The 16,865-nt window shown below is 76.2% G+C and carries 17 protein-coding genes; 3 read left to right on the forward strand and 14 right to left on the reverse strand.

Features of this window, described 5'->3' with window-relative positions:
• Positions 1-268 precede the first annotated feature (268 nt).
• Positions 269-1,423 (forward strand): hypothetical protein, encoded by a 1,155-nt coding sequence (locus tag CWOE_RS09825; RefSeq protein ID WP_148260965.1) that lies wholly within the window; start codon positions 269-271, stop codon positions 1,421-1,423.
• Between the two features lie 48 nt (positions 1,424-1,471).
• On the opposite strand, the gene CWOE_RS09830 is transcribed toward CWOE_RS09825, so the two are convergent.
• From CWOE_RS09830 to CWOE_RS09845, 4 genes are all read right to left on the reverse strand, one after another.
• The gene (locus tag CWOE_RS09830; protein ID WP_012933449.1) at positions 1,472-2,395 is read right to left on the reverse strand and encodes a DUF5996 family protein; all 924 of its coding nucleotides are present in this window, start codon (positions 2,393-2,395) and stop codon (positions 1,472-1,474) included.
• A 9-nt stretch (positions 2,396-2,404) separates the two neighbouring features.
• The gene (locus CWOE_RS09835) at positions 2,405-3,094 is read right to left on the reverse strand and encodes an HAAS signaling domain-containing protein (protein WP_012933450.1); all 690 of its coding nucleotides are present in this window, start codon (positions 3,092-3,094) and stop codon (positions 2,405-2,407) included.
• Positions 3,091-3,444: a PadR family transcriptional regulator gene (locus tag CWOE_RS09840; protein WP_012933451.1), complete on the reverse strand. Its 354-nt coding sequence runs from the start codon at positions 3,442-3,444 to the stop codon at positions 3,091-3,093. Before CWOE_RS09840 ends, CWOE_RS09835 begins: the two co-directional genes overlap by 4 nt.
• A 76-nt stretch (positions 3,445-3,520) precedes the next feature.
• Positions 3,521-3,877 (reverse strand): YybH family protein, encoded by a 357-nt coding sequence (locus CWOE_RS09845; RefSeq protein WP_012933452.1) that lies wholly within the window; start codon positions 3,875-3,877, stop codon positions 3,521-3,523.
• Positions 3,878-3,979: 102 nt separating this feature from the next.
• Between CWOE_RS09845 and CWOE_RS09850 the strand changes: the two genes are divergently transcribed.
• A complete protein-coding gene (locus tag CWOE_RS09850) occupies positions 3,980-5,011 on the forward strand; it encodes a LysR family transcriptional regulator (protein WP_012933453.1) in 1,032 nt (343 codons plus the stop codon).
• Between the two features lie 52 nt (positions 5,012-5,063).
• On the opposite strand, the gene CWOE_RS09855 is transcribed toward CWOE_RS09850, so the two are convergent.
• The gene (locus tag CWOE_RS09855) at positions 5,064-5,246 is read right to left on the reverse strand and encodes a hypothetical protein (protein WP_012933454.1); all 183 of its coding nucleotides are present in this window, start codon (positions 5,244-5,246) and stop codon (positions 5,064-5,066) included.
• Between the two features lie 83 nt (positions 5,247-5,329).
• Positions 5,330-5,986, reverse strand: a complete 657-nt coding sequence (locus CWOE_RS09860; RefSeq protein ID WP_012933455.1) for an MBL fold metallo-hydrolase — start codon at positions 5,984-5,986, stop codon at positions 5,330-5,332.
• A gap of 91 nt (positions 5,987-6,077) precedes the next feature.
• Here CWOE_RS09860 and CWOE_RS09865 point away from each other — a divergent pair, with 91 nt between their 5' ends.
• Positions 6,078-6,347, forward strand: coding sequence for a DUF2277 domain-containing protein (locus CWOE_RS09865; RefSeq protein WP_012933456.1), 270 nt, complete (start codon positions 6,078-6,080; stop codon positions 6,345-6,347).
• Here the strand turns inward: CWOE_RS09865 and CWOE_RS30540 are convergent.
• The 8 genes from CWOE_RS30540 to CWOE_RS09905 all read right to left on the reverse strand — a co-directional run bounded on the left by CWOE_RS30540 (position 6,335) and on the right by CWOE_RS09905 (position 16,805).
• Complete coding sequence (locus CWOE_RS30540; protein ID WP_012933457.1) at positions 6,335-6,868, reverse strand: class I SAM-dependent methyltransferase; 534 nt, start codon at positions 6,866-6,868, stop codon at positions 6,335-6,337. The genes CWOE_RS09865 and CWOE_RS30540 overlap by 13 nt on opposite strands.
• A 13-nt stretch (positions 6,869-6,881) precedes the next feature.
• Complete coding sequence (locus CWOE_RS09875) at positions 6,882-7,718, reverse strand: alpha/beta fold hydrolase (protein ID WP_012933458.1); 837 nt, start codon at positions 7,716-7,718, stop codon at positions 6,882-6,884.
• A gap of 112 nt (positions 7,719-7,830) precedes the next feature.
• Positions 7,831-8,994 carry a dehydroquinate synthase/iron-containing alcohol dehydrogenase family protein gene (locus CWOE_RS09880; protein ID WP_012933459.1) on the reverse strand — a complete coding sequence of 388 codons (1,164 nt, stop codon included), beginning with the start codon at positions 8,992-8,994 and terminating at the stop codon, positions 7,831-7,833.
• Complete coding sequence (locus CWOE_RS09885) at positions 8,991-9,644, reverse strand: alpha/beta hydrolase (RefSeq protein WP_012933460.1); 654 nt, start codon at positions 9,642-9,644, stop codon at positions 8,991-8,993. Before CWOE_RS09885 ends, CWOE_RS09880 begins: the two co-directional genes overlap by 4 nt.
• Positions 9,641-9,919 (reverse strand): UBP-type zinc finger domain-containing protein, encoded by a 279-nt coding sequence (locus CWOE_RS09890; protein WP_012933461.1) that lies wholly within the window; start codon positions 9,917-9,919, stop codon positions 9,641-9,643. The genes CWOE_RS09885 and CWOE_RS09890 overlap by 4 nt, the downstream gene beginning before the upstream one ends.
• A 102-nt stretch (positions 9,920-10,021) precedes the next feature.
• On the reverse strand, positions 10,022-14,566 hold the full coding sequence (locus CWOE_RS33425) for a chromosome segregation ATPase-like protein (protein ID WP_012933462.1): 4,545 nt from the start codon (positions 14,564-14,566) through the stop codon (positions 10,022-10,024).
• Complete coding sequence (locus CWOE_RS09900; protein ID WP_012933463.1) at positions 14,563-15,330, reverse strand: hypothetical protein; 768 nt, start codon at positions 15,328-15,330, stop codon at positions 14,563-14,565. The genes CWOE_RS33425 and CWOE_RS09900 overlap by 4 nt, the downstream gene beginning before the upstream one ends.
• On the reverse strand, positions 15,327-16,805 hold the full coding sequence (locus CWOE_RS09905; RefSeq protein ID WP_012933464.1) for an ATP-binding protein: 1,479 nt from the start codon (positions 16,803-16,805) through the stop codon (positions 15,327-15,329). The genes CWOE_RS09900 and CWOE_RS09905 overlap by 4 nt, the downstream gene beginning before the upstream one ends.
• Positions 16,806-16,865 lie beyond the last annotated feature (60 nt).

Consider the following 16,865-nt stretch of genomic DNA (forward strand, 5'->3'; position numbering starts at 1 on the left):
GTCCGATGCCGTACGTCGCCGCTTCCCGCTTTCGCCTGACGCCGCCGTAGCCCACGGCGCGGCCGGTTCCGCCATCCGGCGGCCGACCCGTCTCGCGTCTACGGCGATCCGTCACGGCGCCGCCCCACGGCGGCGGTGGCGGGGGGAAGGAAGATCTCGATGTCGGCATACGGCGCGCTGCTCGCGCCCGCATGCGAAGGCGCTCGCGCTCGCCTGCACGCTGGGATGGGTCGCGTTCGCGAGCCTCGGGCTGTCGATCGTGCTGCTCGTGGAGGCGCGGACGGGCTCGTTCGCCGCGGCCGGCGCGGTCGTCGGCGCGTTCTCGTGCGGCGCGGGCGCGCTCGCGCCGTTGCGCGGGCGGCTCGTCGACCGTCGCGGTCCGCGGGCGCTGCGGCTGTTCGCCTGCGCCCATTGCGCCGGGCTGCTGATCCTGGTCGGCGCCTGCGTCCGCGGCTGGCCGCTCGGGGCGCTGGTCGGCGTCGCGGCCGGCGCCGGTGCGGTCGCGCCGCCGCTGATCGCGTCGGCCCGCGCGCTGTGGCCCCGCGTCGCCGGGGCGCGGCTGACGCGCACCGGCCACGCCGCGAACGCGCTCCTCGGCGACCTCGGCACCGTGCTCGGACCGTCCGCCGCGGCCGGCCTCGCCGTGCTGGCCGGACCCGCGCTCGCGCTCGCGCTGATGGCACTCGGTCCGCTCCTCGGCGCGTTCGTCGTCGCCGCGCTGGCCGACGCGATGGGCGGCGGCGGTGCGGCGGGCGGCGTGAGGACCGGCGGCGGTGAGGCGGGCGGCGGCGGGAGGGGCGGCGGGGCGGCGGGCGCTGGCGGCGCGAGGGGTGGAGGCGCGTCCGGCGGCGGCGCGGCGGGCGGCGGCGTGCTGCGCGGCAACGCCGGGATGCGGACGGTCCTTGCCTGCGAGGCGGTGCTGGGGGTCGCGCTCGGCGGGGTGGAGGTGGTCGCTCCGGCGCTGGCAGGTGACGTCGGCCGGCCGGAGCTCGGTGCCGTGCCGCTCGCGGCGTTCGCCGCCGGCAGCGTCGTCAGCTCGCTGTGGAGCGGGCGGGGTCGGGCGGTGGGGACGCCGCAGCGGCGCTACGTCGCTGGCGCCGTGCTCCTCGGGCTGGTGCTCGCAACCTCCGTCGCCGCGCGCTCGGTCGCGTCGCTGTCGCTGGTGCTCGCGGCGGCCGGCGCCGGCTACGGTCTCCACAACGTAGGCCTGCTGGAGCTGCTCGACGAGCTGGTGCCCGAGCGCAACGCCGTCGAGGCGCTGACCTGGCTGACGACCGCGGGCGGGCTCGGGCTCGCGCTCGGCGCGACCGCCGCCGGTGCGCTTGCGGCGTCCGATCCCACCGACGCGCTCGTGCTCGTCGCCGCCGTCGCGCCGCTCGGCGCGCTGCTCGCGCTCCGTCGCCGCGGGACGCTCGCGGCGTGAGCTGTCCTGCCTTGTGGTCGCAGGACGACCACAAGCCAGGACGACCTCCTACACGACCGGCGGTGGCGTGCCCTCGGCGCTCGCGAGCAGCCTCGGCTCCCACTCGCAGACGGTGCACGAGTGGCGGAAGGCCGACTGCGCGAAGCTGAGTGCGGCGTCGTGCGGGTCGGGGCTCGCGACGACGTCGTCCCAGTCGAGCACGAACTCGCCCAGCGGCTCCTCCCAGCGCGCGGCGGGCGGGTCGAGCGTGCCGGAGGAGAAGTGGTCGGGCGCCGGGTGGGCGTAGGCATAGAACGCGGCCTTGCCGTAGCGCGCGTCGCCGGGCCACCACCCGATCGCGACCTCCTGGGCGTCCATCGCGTTGCGGAAGATGAAGTCGTCGGACGGCGGCTCGGCGGGCTGGCCGGAGAAGAGGTTGACAGCGAGGTCGAACGAGCCCCACCACGCGTTGACGGGCGTCGATCGCCCGCGGAACGGCGCGCGGAACGCCGCCAGCACCAGCGCCACCTGCGTCGCCGCTGCGAAGTAGGTCCGCACCTGCGCGCGGTCGTAGGTGGTGTGCTCGTCATCCTCGTCGAGCGGCACCGTCCACGTGACCTCCTGCGGCGTCGGATCGATCGTCACCTCGCCCGCGAGCGCACGGACGGCGTCGATCAGCTCGCGCGTGACCTCGCCAACGGGCCGGTCAGGCCCGAGCGGGATGCGCCGCGAGCGGCCGTCGCTGTGCTCGGCGACCGCATCGTGCGACGCGAGGTCGAGCGCCGCCACGATCGCGCCTGAGCCGTCTGGCGCAGGCAGTGCCAGCGTCTCCCAGCCGCGTGCGGTCAACCGCAGCGCGGCGTGCTGCAGCTGCGGCTCGGGCGGCGCGAGCGCCACCGCGAGCTTGCCGAGGACCTGCGTGTGGGCGTGGAGCGTGTCGCACGTCTCGCGCCACGCCTCGTACTGCGGCAGCACCGGCCAGGAGGAGGACATGGTCCTACGCTACCCAAGCGCTGGGCGCCGCCCAACACCCGCCCGCGGCGCGTGCGCCCGCCCGCTGAGCCGCATGCCGAGGTAGACGACCGTCGCGAGCGGCGCGATCAGCAGGATCGCGATCCCCGCAACCGCGAGCACGTCGGCGAACGCCGAGCCGCCGTCGCCCGTGCACTGCGATCCCAGGGCTCTGCCGGTCGGCCCGACCGACGTCACGCACGCCTGGTCGCTGCTGCTGCCGCCCATCAGCGTCACCCACACGAGCGCGACGTAGCCGCCCGGCAGGACGAACGTGCCGATCAGCTTGTCCTTCGTCGTCCACGCGTCGGAGGTCCACAGCAGCACGACGCCGGCGAACCAGCCGATCAGCGGGATCAGCAGCCCGCCGACGGGCAGCAGGAAGAGCGTGATCCGCTCGGCCCATCCGTACGCCGCTCTGGCGGGAGCCGCCGGCGCGGCGGGCGGTGCGTCCTCGTAGACGCCGGCCGCGATCTCCGCCGGATCGCCGAGGCGGTCGAGCAGCATGCGGACCTCGGCCTCGGTGCCGCCGTCGGCGAGCGCTGCTCGCGCCTCCTCGATGTGCGTCGAGATCTCGTCGACCAGCTCGCGCCGGCGGGAGGACGGGGCGTCGGCCAGCTCGTCCTCCAGCCGGTCGAGGTAGTCGTCGACCAGGCGGTCGGTGGCGGGTGCGGTCGTCATGCGGCTCCTCCCGGGATCAGTTGGTCGACGGCGTCGCGGAACGTTCGCCACTCCGTCGCGAAACGGTGCAGCGACGCGCGTCCGTGGTCGGTCAGCTCGTAGTAGCGGCGCGGCGGGCCCGACGGCGATTCCTGCCAGGTGGAGGCGACCATGCCCTCCCGCCGCATGCGGCTCAGGAGCGGGTAGATCGTCCCCTCGCTCGTGACCATGCCGTCGACCTCGCCGAGCGACCTGACGACGTCGAACGCGTAGCGCGGCTCGTTCCCGAGCAGGGCGAGCACGCAGAACTGGAGCGTCCCGCGTCGCAGCTGTGCGATCAGCGCCTCGTCGCGTGGTCTTGGCGGTTCCATGCACCGCAAGGTACTAGGTGGTCGATAAGAGCGCAACCGGCGAGCGGGCGCTAGCGCGACTCCGGCCGGAGCGGCGCTACCGCGATTCCGGCCGGTCGAGCACGCGCAGCCAGGAGCCGTCCGGCTGGCGGCGGACGACCTGGGTGCGGCCGCCGGTGTCGTCGGAGGCCGGGGTGGAGGTGAGCGCGATGTCGCCGTGACGCAGCGTCGGGTTCGGCCGCTCGGGCTCGAAGCGGGGGACCTGCACGAGCATCTGCTCGAACACGGGGCGGATCGCGTCGTGGCCGATGGTCTCCTGCCCGGGTGGGAACGCGACAACGGCGTCCGGCTCGTAGAGGGCGAGCAGGCCCTCGACGTCGTGGGCGTTGGCGCGCTCGACGAACAGGCGGGTCAGGTCCTCGGGGGTGGTGGCGGTCTCGCGTCTGTCGGTCATCGTCGTTCCTCTCTCGTCTGGTGCTCGGCTGGTGCCCCAATCCTGCTCCGGATCGGGCAGAAGTCAAAGATCTAACTCCTCTCATCACTAGAATCGATGCGTATGGAACTGCGCCAGCTGGAGTACTTCGTCGCCGTCGCGGAGGAGGCGAGCTTCACGCGCGCCGCCGCCCGCCTGCACGTCGCGCAGCCGGGCGTCAGCGCGCAGGTCCGCAGACTCGAGGCGGAGCTGGGCGAGCAGCTGCTCGACCGCTCCGGCCGCAGCGTCCGCCCGACCGAAGCCGGGGTCGCGGTGCTGCCGCACGCGCGCGCCGCGCTCGCGTCGGTCGGCGCCGTCCGCGGCGCGATCGAGGAGCTGACCGGGCTCGTGCGCGGGCGGGTCGCGATCGGGATGGTCAGCTCGTATCCGTCCGCCGTGCTGCCGGACCTGCTGGCGAGCTTCAGCCGTCTCCACCCCGACGTCGAGATCACCCTCGGCGAGGACAACTCCGACCGCCTCGTGCAGGCGCTCCAGCACGGCGAGCTCGACCTCGCGCTGATCGGCTCGGCGCGCACGGGTCCGCCGCCGGGCCTCGCGACGCAGACGCTCACCGACGAGCCGCTCGTCGCCGCGGTCTCCCACACGCACCCGCTGGCCACGCGCTCGACGCTCACGGTCGCCGCGCTCGCCGGCAGCCCGCTGATGTGCCTCCCGCGCGGCACCGGCATCCGCACCGCGCTCGACGACGCCTGCGCGACCGCGGGCGTCGAGCCGCGCATCGCGTTCGAGGCGAGCGACCCGGTGCCGCTCGCGCTGCTCGCCGCGCGCGGGCTCGGCGTCGCGATCCTGCCCGCCTCGCTCGCGGCCGCCCGCTCCGGCGAGCTGCACGCGATCGCGCTGACGCGGCCGCAGCCGCGCGGACGGATCGAGCTGGCCTGGCGCGCGGAGGGGCCGGTCAGTCCGGCGGCCCCGTGCGCTGACCGCTCACGCGCGCCGGACGCTGGCGGGCTGAGGCGCGCGGCGGGGATCGCGTGGTGGACGTGGCCGGCGCGATGGGCATGGGCGGCGCGGCTGCCGCGGCCCGCGCGTCTCGCCCGCGCGGCAAGCCGCGACAGCAGGGCGCGCACGGCGAACCACGTCGCGCCGCCGCCGTAGAGCAGGACGAGCAGCTCCTCGAGCGGGATCCCGGCGACGTGCGCGCCGGCGATCACGCGCTCGTCCCCGCGCCGGCGCCGTCGGGCGCGCGCGCCGCGTCGCGTGCAGCCCAGGCGATCGTCCACGCCGGCCCATGGGCGAGGTGCAGGACGCTCAGCCGCGTGCCCGCGTCGGGCTCGGACTCGGCCCGCTCGCGGCACGCGGCGAGCAGCGACCCGTAGGTCGCGGGGGTCATCTCGAACGCTCGTCGGTCGGCATCTCACGGGCATAGACGGACCGCGCGACCGGAACTCATCGCTGACCGGGCAGATCGGGCGCTCAGCCGTCCTCTCCCCGCCTGATCCGCGCGACGATCGCGTCGATCCGGCGGCGCGCGTCGTCGCGGTCGGTGCGGGCGTGCCACGGCTGCCCGGCGCCGGCGGCCCACGGGACGAGCACGTCGAACTCCAGCTCGCGGATCAGCTCGAGGCTCCGAACGAACGCCTCACGGTCGCTCGACTCCAGCAGTCCCGCGACCCACTCGCCGCCGTCGAGATAGAGCGTGTCGCCGGTGAAGAGGATCCGCTCGGCACCGGTGTCCCACAGGAACGCGGTCGCTCCGGGGGTGTGCCCGGGGATCGGGATCACCTCGAGGTCGTCGTCGAGCAGATGGCGCCTGGACCACGTCCCGCGCACGTGGTGCGGAGCCTCGACCGCGTCGGCCTCGCGCTCGTCGGCGAACAGCGGCGCGAGCGGCGTCGCCGGCAGGAAGATCGCCTCGTGGCGGTGGCTGAGGTAGTGACGCTCGGCGCCGCCGAGCGCGTCGATCGACGCTCGCTCGGAGGCGAGGTCCGGGGCGCTGTACACGAGCACGTTGCCGTGCTCGCGCTCCAGCAGGAACGCGCGGATCGCGTACTCGGGCGCGAACGGCAGGACGGCCGGCGCGGACGCGTGCAGTCCGGCGATCGCGGTGTCTGGGCTGGCGAGCTGTTGCATGGTCCTGCCTCCTTGTCGATCGTTGCGACGATCATGCATCCTCAAGTGCACTTGAAGTCAAGCGCGGCGTCAGGTGGACTACGATTGGGGCATGTGCCGAAACATCAGAACGCTCTACAACTTCGAGCCGCCCGCGACCACAGACGAGGTCCACGGCGCGGCGCTGCAGTACGTCCGCAAGATCAGCGGCTTCACGAGACCGTCGCAGGCGAACGCCGAGGCGTTCGAGCGCGCGGTCGCGGCCGTGACCGAGGTCTCGCGCAGACTGCTTGCCGAGCTGGAGACGAACGCGCCGCCGAAGGACCGCGAGGTCGAGGCGGCGAAGGCGCGCGCCCGCGCGCAGCAGCGCTACGCGGCCTGACCCGGCGACGGGGCCGTCGCCGCGATCCACAGCAGCGGCGGCACCGTCGTGCTCGTCGCGGTGAAGCCGTGCGCCGCGAGCGCGGGGACGATCGCGTCCGCGATGCGGCCGTCCTTGCCGGGGCTCGGTCCTTCGTAGAAGAGGTGGAGGCGGCCGCCGGGCACCAGCGCGTCGCGCAGCAGGCCCAGCTCGGCGCTCGCGTCGCCGACCCAGAAGAGGTTGACGTTGACGGCGAAGACGGTGTCGAAGCGCGCGCCGTCGAGCGCGAGCGCCGCCAGGTCGCTGCGGCGGAAGTCGACGGTGCCGGCGGCGACGTGGCCGGCGTTGCGTCTGCTCGCGCGGGCGATCGCGGTCTCGGAGCGGTCGATCGCGGTCAGATGACCGCCGCCCGATCCCTCCGACAGGCGCTCGCAGATCAACGCGGCGGCGACGCCGGGCCCGCAGCCGATCTCCAGGATCCGCTGCTCGGGACCGACGCCGATCAGCTCCACCGCCCGCGTCAGTCGCTCCGGGATCGCCATCACGGTCGCGGCCTCAGCTCCCGCGCTGGACGAGTCGGTCTCCCTCGACGGCGACGTCGAGAAAGGCGGTCAGGACGTGACGCCACTCCTCGGGTCTGTCGAGGTGGAGGTCGTGCGCGGCGCCGGGCAGCTCGACGAGCTGCGCATGGGGGAGCCGGGTGCGCATCGCCTCCGCCTCGGCGGCGGGAAGCGTGCCCGCCTCGGCTCGCACGACGAGCGTGGGGCAGCGGATCCGCTCCCACGCGTCCCAATGCGGGCGGCTCACCGCCGCGCGCAGGATCGCCGTCGCGACGTCGGCGTCGAAGCGCGGCCGGAGGCCGTCGGCACGCCGCTCCAGGCCGTCGGCCCAGGCGTCGGCGGCGAGCGACGGGCCGTCGAAGAAGGCCACGGCGTCGGCGCGCGAGGCGAACGGGACCGGCCAGTCGCCGAGCGCGCGGCCGACGGAGTCGACGACCTCGGCGGAGCGTTCCTGTGGGCTCGCGTCGGCGACGACGAGGCCGCGGACGAGCCGCGGGTGCTCGGCCGCGGCGAGCAGCGCCGTGAGCCCGCCGAGCGACTGGCCGACGAGCACGACCGGGCCCGCGCCGAGCCGCCCGATCGCGCCCGCGACATCGGCGACGTGGGCGGCGGGCGAGATGTCGGCCGGACGCCGCTCGCTGCGGCCGTGGCCGCGCGCGTCGAGCGCGAGCACGCGGTGGCGCGCCGTCAGCCAGCCGGCCGTCTGCGCCCACTCCTCGGCGTGACCGGCGAGGCCGTGCAGGAGCAGGACCGGCGGACCGTCGCCGCCGAAATCGCGGCAGGCGATCTCGGCGCCGCCGCGATCGAACGACCACCACACGCCCGCCAACATGGCGCGCGATCCTAGCCGACGCGCACGTGCCGGAGGAGCACTACGCCGGAGGCGGACGGCGCCGCGGGCGTCGCTCCGGCCAGCGAGCATCGACAGCCGCCGCGCGCGGAACTCATCGCGCGGCGGCGGCGAGGAACAGCGCGCGCAGCTCGGCGCGGTCGGGCGCGGGCGGGATCCGCGCCAGCTCCGGTCGTGCGGCGGCCGCCTCGACGGCGCGTTCGAGCAGCCGTTCGTCGGCCGCGAGCGCGTCGAGGCCGCCGGCGCCTGGGTCAAGCCCGGCCGCGTCGCGCAGCGTGCGGGCGAGCGACTCGACCGCGCTCGGCGCGCCGCCGAGCTGCACGTCGAGCGCGGCGAAGGCGGCGGGCGCGCGGCGGCGTATCGCCGTGGCGGTCACCGGCAGCAGCGCCGCGTTCGCCTGCGCGTGCCCGAGCGCGGCGGTGCGGACGGCGGTCTGCGCCAGCACGTGGTGGAGGCCGAGCCCGCTGTGGTCGACCGCCCAGCCCGCGAGCAACGCGCCGAGCGCGGCGGCGGAGCGGTTGGGGATCGACGGCGTAGCGGGCGGTCGCGTGGCGGCGAGCGGCGTGGCGGCGGGTGCGGGCGGCGTGGCGGCGAGCGCTGGCGGCGTGGCGGCGAGCGCTGGCGCGGCGGCGGGCGTGGCGGCCGCGGGCGCTGTGGCGGGCGCGGCGGCGGGCGTCCAGGCGGCGGCGAGCTGGGCGACGGCGTCGCGGGCGACGGCGGCGGCGAGCGGCGAGCTGCGAGCGGCGGCGGTCGCGACGAGCGCGTGGGCGAGCGCGTTGGCGCTGCTGGCGGCGAGCAGCTCGACCGGCGCGGACGCGCTCAGCGCTGGGTCGTTGACGACGGCCGCCGGACGCGCGAACGGCGTGCCGGCGGGCACGCCGCGCGCCTGACGGTGCTTACCCGTCATCTCGGCGGCGGACAGCGTCGTCGGGACGGCGACCACGGTCCGCGGCGGATCGGCCACTGCCAGCGCCTTCGCGACGTCGATCACGCGGCCGCCACCGAGCGCGACGAGCCGCGACCCGCTGACTCCGGGGCGCAGCTCCGCCGCGACCTCCTCGACGAGGCCGGCCGGGACGTCGACCCGCGCGGCCGCTCGCGCCACGAGCGCCGCCGCGAGCGGGTCGGCAGCGGCGCGCGGCGTGGTCAGCAGCGTGAACGGCTGCGCGAACAGGTCGGTCGCGGCGTCGAGCGCGCCCGCGCCGAAGACGAGCGTCCGCTCATGCTCGACGTGGCGAAAGGCGCCCGTCGCGGTCACGCGATCGTCTGCGCGAGCCACGCCGTCGCGGCCGGCAGGTGCGCGGGGTCGATGTGGTGGGCGGCGTCGGACTCGTGGTACTCGACCGCGATCCCGCCCGCCTCCAGCAGCGTTCTCGCGCGCCGTGCGAAGTCGACCTCCATCACGGGGTCGCGACGGCCGTGGGCGACGAAGGCGCGCGTCCCGGCCGCCGCACGGCTCGCGACGTCGGGCTCCCAGCCGTCGACGACCGGGACGAAGCCCGAGAAGGCGAGGATCCCCGCCGGCGCCGGCCGCTCGCCAGCGAGGCCGAGCGCGTAGCTCATCACCGATCCCATCGAGAAGCCGCCGAAGACGGTCTGCGACGGCGCGACGCCGGTCCGCTTCCACAGCTCGTCATGGAATGTCGCGAGCTGCGCGTAGGCGGCGGCGAAGGTGGCCGGGTCGGGGTAGCCGACGCGCGGCACGACGTACCAGTGGCGGCCCGGCCAGCCGTCGATCGTCAGCGGCGCGCGCGGCGTCACGACGTGCAGGCGGCGCTCGGGGTCGAGCACGTCGCCGAGCGGGAGCAGGTCGTGCTCGTCGGCGCCGCGGCCGTGGTGGAGCACCAGCAGGCCGGCGGGGGACGTCGCGGCCGGCCGTTCGCGGTAGGTCAGGGCGCTCGGCGTCATGCGCCGGGGCGCAGCTCGAACGCGACCTCGTCGATCACGCACCACGACCAGTGCTCGCCCGGCTCGACCGAGCGCAGGATCGGGTGCGACTCCTCGAGCGCGTGCTTGCTCGCGTGTCTGTTCGGCGACGAGTCGCAGCAGCCGATCTGGCCGCACGTCTGGCACATCCGCAGATGGACCCAGCGGCCGCCGGTCCGCAGGCACTCCTCGCACCCCGCGACCGGCTGCGCCGGCTCCAGCAGCACGACTTGATCGAGGTGCGAGCACGTGGCCATGAGAGCTCCTTGACGCGGGTGGCGGAAAGACGGGCTGTCGGATGTCTACCCGAGATGATCGCGCCTACGCGGCTTGCGGCGGCGCGAGGCGGCGCGAGGCGCTCAGCGTTCGCGCGCGGCGTCGGCGAGCGCGTCGACGTCGAGACCCGGGCGGTAGCTGATCGCCGTCACGACGGCGGCACCGGACGGTGCGTCCGCCGGGCGCGGCGGCAGCAGCGCGGCGGCGTCCCCGGCCGGCTTCACGTAGCGCATGCCGCTCAGCAGATCCTTGTCGTTCGTCAGCGCGACCGCCGCGGCGAAACGGCCGGTCACGTTCAGCTCGCCCTCCAACCCGGTGAACGGGATGAACTGCGCGTCGAGGTGGCGGGCGAGCCGCAGCTGGAGGTCGACGAGCGACTCGCGACTCGCGGTCCCGATCGGGTTGTCGATCAGCAGCGGGCCGGCGCGCCGCTCGCCGCGCACGCGGCCGGCGCGCTCCGCGGTGCGGACGGCCGACACTGCGCAGAAGAGGACGAGCTTGATCGTCAGCTCCTCGCCGCCGCTGAACTCCGGGCCGACGACCTCGATCGGGTGGTACTGGTCGTCCGGCTGCGGGTGCGGCTTGAGGACCGACACCGACAGGCCGTCGCGCAGCAGCGCCATCGTCGCGCCGAACGCGAGGTCGAGCCCGCGCCGTCTGCCCTGCGCCGCGACGGCCGCGTCGAGCACGCGGCCCAGCTCGCGCTGGCGCTCGGCGTCGTCGGTCACGACGTTGTGGCGGACGCGCGCGAACTGCTTGCCCGACCACGCGCCGAGCGCCGCCTCGCGCGGCAGCGTCGTCGCGCCGGCGACCTTGTCGAGCTTGCGGACGCCGTCGGCGCCGACCGCCAGCAGCTGCGCGACGATCGCCTGGCGATGCCGCTCCAGCTCGCCGATCGTGCGGTCCAGCTCGCCCGCGCGCGTGCGCAGCTCGCCCTCCAGCCGCGCCGCCTCGGGCGCGAGCGCGTCGCCGCCGCGCAGCGGCGCGGTGATCCCGCTCGGGATCCGCTCGTCGGCCGCCGCGACGACTCTCGCGATCGCCTGGACGCGCTCGTGGAGCGCCTGCCGCGCCGCCGTGTGCGTACGCGCCGCCTCGTCGACCGCGCGGACGGCGTCGGCGACCTGCTCGTAGACGCGGTCGACGCGGCGCGTCCACGGGGGCAGGTCGGCGGGAGCGGACGCGCTCGCGTCGCGGGCGGCGCCGGTGGCAGCGGACGCGCTCGCGTCGGCGCCCACCGGCCGCGCGTGCTCGGGCGCGACCGCAAGCCGCTCACGGCCGCCGCGCAGCTCTCTCAGCAGCTCCGCCTCGCCGCTGATCCGCTCGTCGCTGTCGGCGACCTTGCGGGCGTTGTCGGCGACGTCGTCGGCGCGCTCGGCGCGCAGCTCGGCGAGCCGTTCCAGCAGCGCGGCGCCGTGCGCGGCGTCGGTCGGCACGAGCGTGTCGAGCAGGACCGCCTCACGCGTGTGGTCACGTGGCGACAGCGCCTCGTTGGCGGCGTACAGCCGCTCCGCCGCCTGGCCCTCGACGGTCGCCGCCTCGCCCTGCTCGCGCAGCGCCCGCTCGTACGCCTCCTTCGCCTCGCGCCGGCCGCGCGCCAGCACCTGCTGGTCGATCCCGGCGGGCGAGTCGGCCAGCTCGCGCGCTCGCCGCTGCGCGTCGGCGCCGGCGCGCTCGACCTCGCCCTTCAGGCGCGCGACGCGGCGCTCGGCGTCGGCCAGCTCGGCGCGCAGCTCGCCGTCGGAGATGCGCGACTCCAGCAGCCGCTCCGCCACCGCCAGCCGCTCTCCGAGCGCGGTCAGCGAACCCCCGGCGGCCTCCGGCGCGACCCCGTCGAGCGGCAGCGCGGCCGCCCGCTCGCGCAGCGCGGCCGCCTCCGAGGCGGACGTCGCGACGCGGTCCTCGATCCCCTTCGCGCCGCGGATCGCGTCGTCGCGGCGGCGCCGCACCGCCTCGGCCTCGGACGCCAGCGACTCGATCCGCGCCGCGAGCCGCTCGAACTCCGCGCGCGCCGCGGCGACGTCGAGGTCGTCGAGCGCGGACAGCCGCTCCAGCGTCCGCTCGCAGCGCTGCTCGCCGTCGGCGACCTCGCGCCGGCGGGCGTCCAGCTCGGTCAGCTTCTGCGAGGCCTCTCTCAGCAGCTGCTGCTGGCGTTCCGCTCTCGCGCCGGCCGCGCGCGCCTGCTCCGCGTGCCGATCGACCTCGCGCGCGACCGCGCCGAGCAGGCGCCGTTCGTTGCGCCCCGCCGGCGGCAGCAGCTCGCGCAGCTGCTCGGCCTCGCCGGCGACCGTCGCGGCGAGCCGCCCGAGCTGGGTCGACAGCAGGCCGTGCGCGTCGTACGCCGCTCTCAGCTCCTCCAGCGCCGCCGACAGCTGCGCGCGCTCGGCGTGCGCGGCGTCGAGGTCATACGCGCCGGGGGCGGGCAGCACGACGGCGGCGGGCGGCGCGGCCGGCGCTCTGGCGCTCGCCTTCGCTGCTCTCGCTCTGCCCCTCGGCGGCGAACCCGCACCCGGGGCGCCCGCCGCCGCGAGCAGCGCCGCGTCGGTCGTGACGATCACCGGCCGCCGTGGCGGCAGCACCTGCGCCAGCTCGAAGACCGCCTCGGCCGGGCTCACGCCGCGCACGACGATTCCCGCCGCGAGCCCCGGCTGGGCGGCGATCGCGGCCTGCAGCCGCTCGCCGTCGACCGCGCCGGCGAGGAAGCGCAGCGCCGGGAACGCCTCGATCCCCGCGTCCTCCAGCGCCTCGCAGATCCGCTCGACGTCGGACTCGACCGCGAGCAGGCCGTCGCGTTCGAGGCTGCGCTCGTCGGCCGCGCGGGCGTCGATCGCGTTGGCGGCGGTCGCGCGGCGGCCGTCGGCGGCGGCGCGCGCCCGCTCCAGCGCGCGCTCGGCGCCGGCCGGCTCGTCGAGCGGCTGCCACTCCTGCTCGACGTCGAGCGCGTCCTGCACGCGCGCGTCGAGGTGCATCGAGACGCGCACGAGCGCCTCGTCGCGGCGGCGGCCGAGCGCGTGCGCAGCCGCCTCGTGCTCGGCGACCTGCGCGGCGGCCTCGGCGTGGCGCGCGCCGACCTCCTCGATCCGCGCCCGCTGGGCGGCGACGCGCTCGTCGAGGTCGATCCGCTGCGCCGCGAGGTCCTCGCGCTCGGCCTCGAATCGCTCGCTCGCCGCCGACGGTCGCTCGCCCTCTGCCAGCAGCCCGTCGGCGCGCAGCCGCTCGGTCGCGCGCGCGAACGCGTCGAGCTGCGCCTCCAGCGTGCCGCGGCGCTCCTTCAGCTCGCCCTGGCGGCGGCCCAGCTCCTCGATCTCGCTGCGCAGCTCCTCCTGCTCTGCGGTCGCGGCGGCCAGCTCGCCGCTCAGCTCGGCGGCGCGCGCGTCGAGCGCGCCGGCCGCGTGCAGCAGCGCGCCGGCGAGCGCGACCGCGGCGTCGCGCCGCTCGCCGCGCGCGTCGTCGATCCCGCGCTCCTGTCTGTCGACGCGCTGCGACAGCTCTGACAGCTCCCCCTGCGTCCGCGACAGCTCCGTCAGCGCCTCGACGAGCTGCCAGCCGTTCAGCTCCGCGTCGGCGGCGCGAGCCGCGTCCGCGGCCGCTCTGACCGCCGCGGCGGCGGCGTCGGACAGCAGCCGCTCGGTGCGCGCGCGGACGACCTTCGCCTCGCCGTCGAGGTCGCGCTCGGCCGCCTCCAGCGCCCTGCGGTGCTGCTCCAGCGGTGCGCGCTGCTCGGTCAGGCGCGCCAGCCGCTCGTCGCCGCGCGCGATCGCGGCGTCGAGCACGCCGGCCAGCTCCTGCTGACCGCGGCGCGCGCGGCCGTGGTCGCGGTCGGCCGCGCCGACCTCGCCGTGCGCGTCGGCCAGCTCGCGCAGCAGCGCGGCGACGTCGCGGCAGAACTCGGCTTCGAGCGCGAGCGCCTCGCGCCGGCTGAGCTGGTCGGCGTGCGTCTGGACCTGCTGCTGGAGCTGCGTCAGCGGCTCGTCCTCCAGCACCATCTGGAGCACGAAGCGGGCGAACGACTCGGGCGTCGAGAAGCGCAGCTCGTCGTCGTCACCGCCCTCGCTGCGGTTCAGCCGCGCCTGGTAGCGGAGGATCGCCGGGTCGATGCCGTAGCCGAGCAGCTCCTGCTCCCACGCACGCACGCCGCTGACGGGCCGGAAGCGCAGCTCGCCGTGCGCGAGCCCGAGCGTCTCCAGCGCGCCCATCAGGCCGGCGCGGGTGCGCCGGCGGCGGTCGTCGCGCAGCGGGAGCGTGTCGAGCGTCAGGACGCCGTCGACCGGCTCGAACAGCCAGCGCGACTCCTCGCCGTCGCCGCGCTCGAAGCTGTGGCCGGTCACGAGCCGGCGGCCGTCGTCGCGGTGCTCCCACTCGATCGCGACGGTGGCGCATTCGTCGGGCAGGACGATCGGGCGCGCGGTGCGCTGCTCCTCGGCGGTCTTCGTGCCGTCGCTGCGGCGCGGCAGCAGCGACTTGAAGAGCAGGTAGAGCAGCAGCGACTTGCCGCCGCCGTTGCGCAGCAGCACGATCGCGTTCGGCGCGGCGCGGCCGTCGGCGGTCGCGAACGAGAGCGTCACGTCGTCGTAGCGCGCGTCGGCGGGGCCGGCGGCCTCCAGACGCGCACGGCGCATGCGCCAGTTCACGGGGCGACCTCCGCGGCGGCGGCGTCGGCCGCCTCGGGCGCGTCGCGCGACTCCGCCACCTGCGTCCACACGAGCGAGCCGGACAGCTCCCGCGCCATCGCCTGCATCCGCCGCGTCGAGGCGTACGTCTCGCTCTTGGCGATCGTCCGCAGCAGACCCTGCTCGGCGAGCAGGTCGAGGCAGCGGATCACGATCTGGCGCGTGCCGACCTCGCGCTCGCGCCCGTCGGCCGCCTTCTTCGAGTTCGACGTCTGGCGCCAGACCGTCCACGCTCGCGCGAGGTCGGGCTCGTCGATCGGCGGGTCCAGCTCCTCGCCGCGCTCGCGCGCCTCGGCGTCGAGCCGCTGCGCGACGTCGCGCACGAGCCGGTCGACGTCGTCGACGTCGAGCCGTCGCAGCCGCTCGTTGGCGTCCTCGAGATCCTCCGGGCGGGGGAAGAACGCGACGAAGCAGGCAACCATCGCGCAGGCGAGCAGCATCCGTCTCTGGACCGACGTCGACTGGCGCGGGAAGAAGTCCGCCAGGCGCATGCGGAACGGCGAGTCGGCGCCGGCCGCCGTCAGCAGCAGGCCGCCTCTCGCGCTCGCGTGCACGAGCCGCAGGCCGAGGCCGTCGATCGCGGCGTCGGTCGCGCTGCGGAAGCTCGGTTCGGCGAGGTAGCGCGCGACCAGCTCGGCGTGCTCGTCGCCGAGCGGGCCGCTGCGGGCGTTGAGCGACAGCTTCACGAGCAGCCCGGCGTCGCGCGCGTCGTCCTGCGCGCTCATGCGGCGGACTCCACGGGCTCGGGCGCGACCGGTTCCGGCTCGCCGAGCCGCACGCGCCGCAGCACCAGCGCCGGCGAGCTGATCGCGTCGTCGTGATCGGCGGGGGTGGCGAGCAGCACGTCGCGCGCGCCGTGGCCGTGCAGCGAGGCCAGCTCCGGCGAGCGGTGGGCGAGCGCGAGCAGCGCGAGCGCGTGCGCCTCCTCGGGGCTCGCCGCGCGGCCGCACAGCTCCGCCAGCCCGACCGGCCGCTCGCCGACCCGCTCCAGCAGCCTGCCGGCGGCCTGCGCCTGCGCGGCGGTGAACAGCAGCGGCTCGCGGTCGGGGACGAGATCGAGCGCCGCGACCTCGTGGCCGTGCTCGGCGGTCGCGAGCGGCTCGACGGCGAGCAGGTCGACGCCCGCCCAATCGCTCAGCAGCCGCGGAGCGCGGGCGCCGAGCACGACCTCGACCGCGTCGAGCACGTCGCCGGCGGCGCCGCACCGGCGCGCCAGCACGCCCGTCAGCAGCTCGTTGACCGGGTGCGGGTAGGCGCGCCGCGCACGCGGCTGGAGGTGCTGGCGCTGCTGTTCGAGCAGGAACGTGTCACGCGCCTGCGCGATCACGTGCTGGAGCGACTGGTGGCGCAGCAGGCACTCGTCGAGCAGCTCCAGCGTGCGCGGGATCCAGTGGAAGTCGGCCTCCTCAGCGCGGTCGCTGGCCGTGTCGATCAGATCCTTCAGCCGCTCCTCGACGCGGATCCGGTCGACGATGTGGTCGAGCGCGAGCGTGAGACGGGGGGAGACGGTCGAGACCCAGTGCTCGCTGCGCAGGTCGCGCTCGGCCTCGCGCAGGTCGTCGCGCACCTGCTCCATGAAGCGGATCGACTGCATCCGGCTCTCGCGCGCGGCGAGGTACGCCTCATCATGCCGGCGGCGGCGGACCAGATGCTCCAGCCGCGCCTCGGCGGCGAGCTGCGCGGAGTCGATGTCGAGGTCGAGCGCGTCGATCAGCACGTTGATCGCCTGGTCGCGGGCGCGCAGGTGGTGGAGGCCGGCCTGCTCGGTCTCGTACAGCAGGAAGACGCGGTGCGAGCGCGGGACCGCCTCGCCGCCGGCGCCGGCGTCGAGCCACTGCGCGTCCTGCTCCTCGGTCAGCTGGCGCAGCACCCACTCCGCGACGTGGCGGTGGTCGGCGTCATCCCCGCGCGGGTGCTGGCGCGCCGCCTGCGCGGCCAGCTCGTCGCGCGCCTGCTCCCACGTCGCGCCGGACTCCAGGTCCATCCGCACCGCGACCGCGTCGATCGCGTGGAGGCACAGCTCTCGCGCGTGGTACGGCGCGAGGCGCGGGTCCTGGCTGCGCTGGCGCGCCTCCTCGATGTGGCCGATGCGGGCGGCGTAGAGGAGCGCGCGGCTGCGGCGGCCGACGGCCTCGTCCATCGCCTCGCCGAGGCCGGGCGGCGGAGCGTCGCTGTCGTATGCGGGCGGGGCGTCGAGCATGGGAGGCGGCCGGGCGGCGCATGCCTTCCAGGCGGCCCGGGACAGTAGCGACCGCGGCCG

Source organism: Conexibacter woesei DSM 14684 (assembly GCF_000025265.1).
GTDB classification, from domain to species: domain Bacteria; phylum Actinomycetota; class Thermoleophilia; order Solirubrobacterales; family Solirubrobacteraceae; genus Conexibacter; species Conexibacter woesei.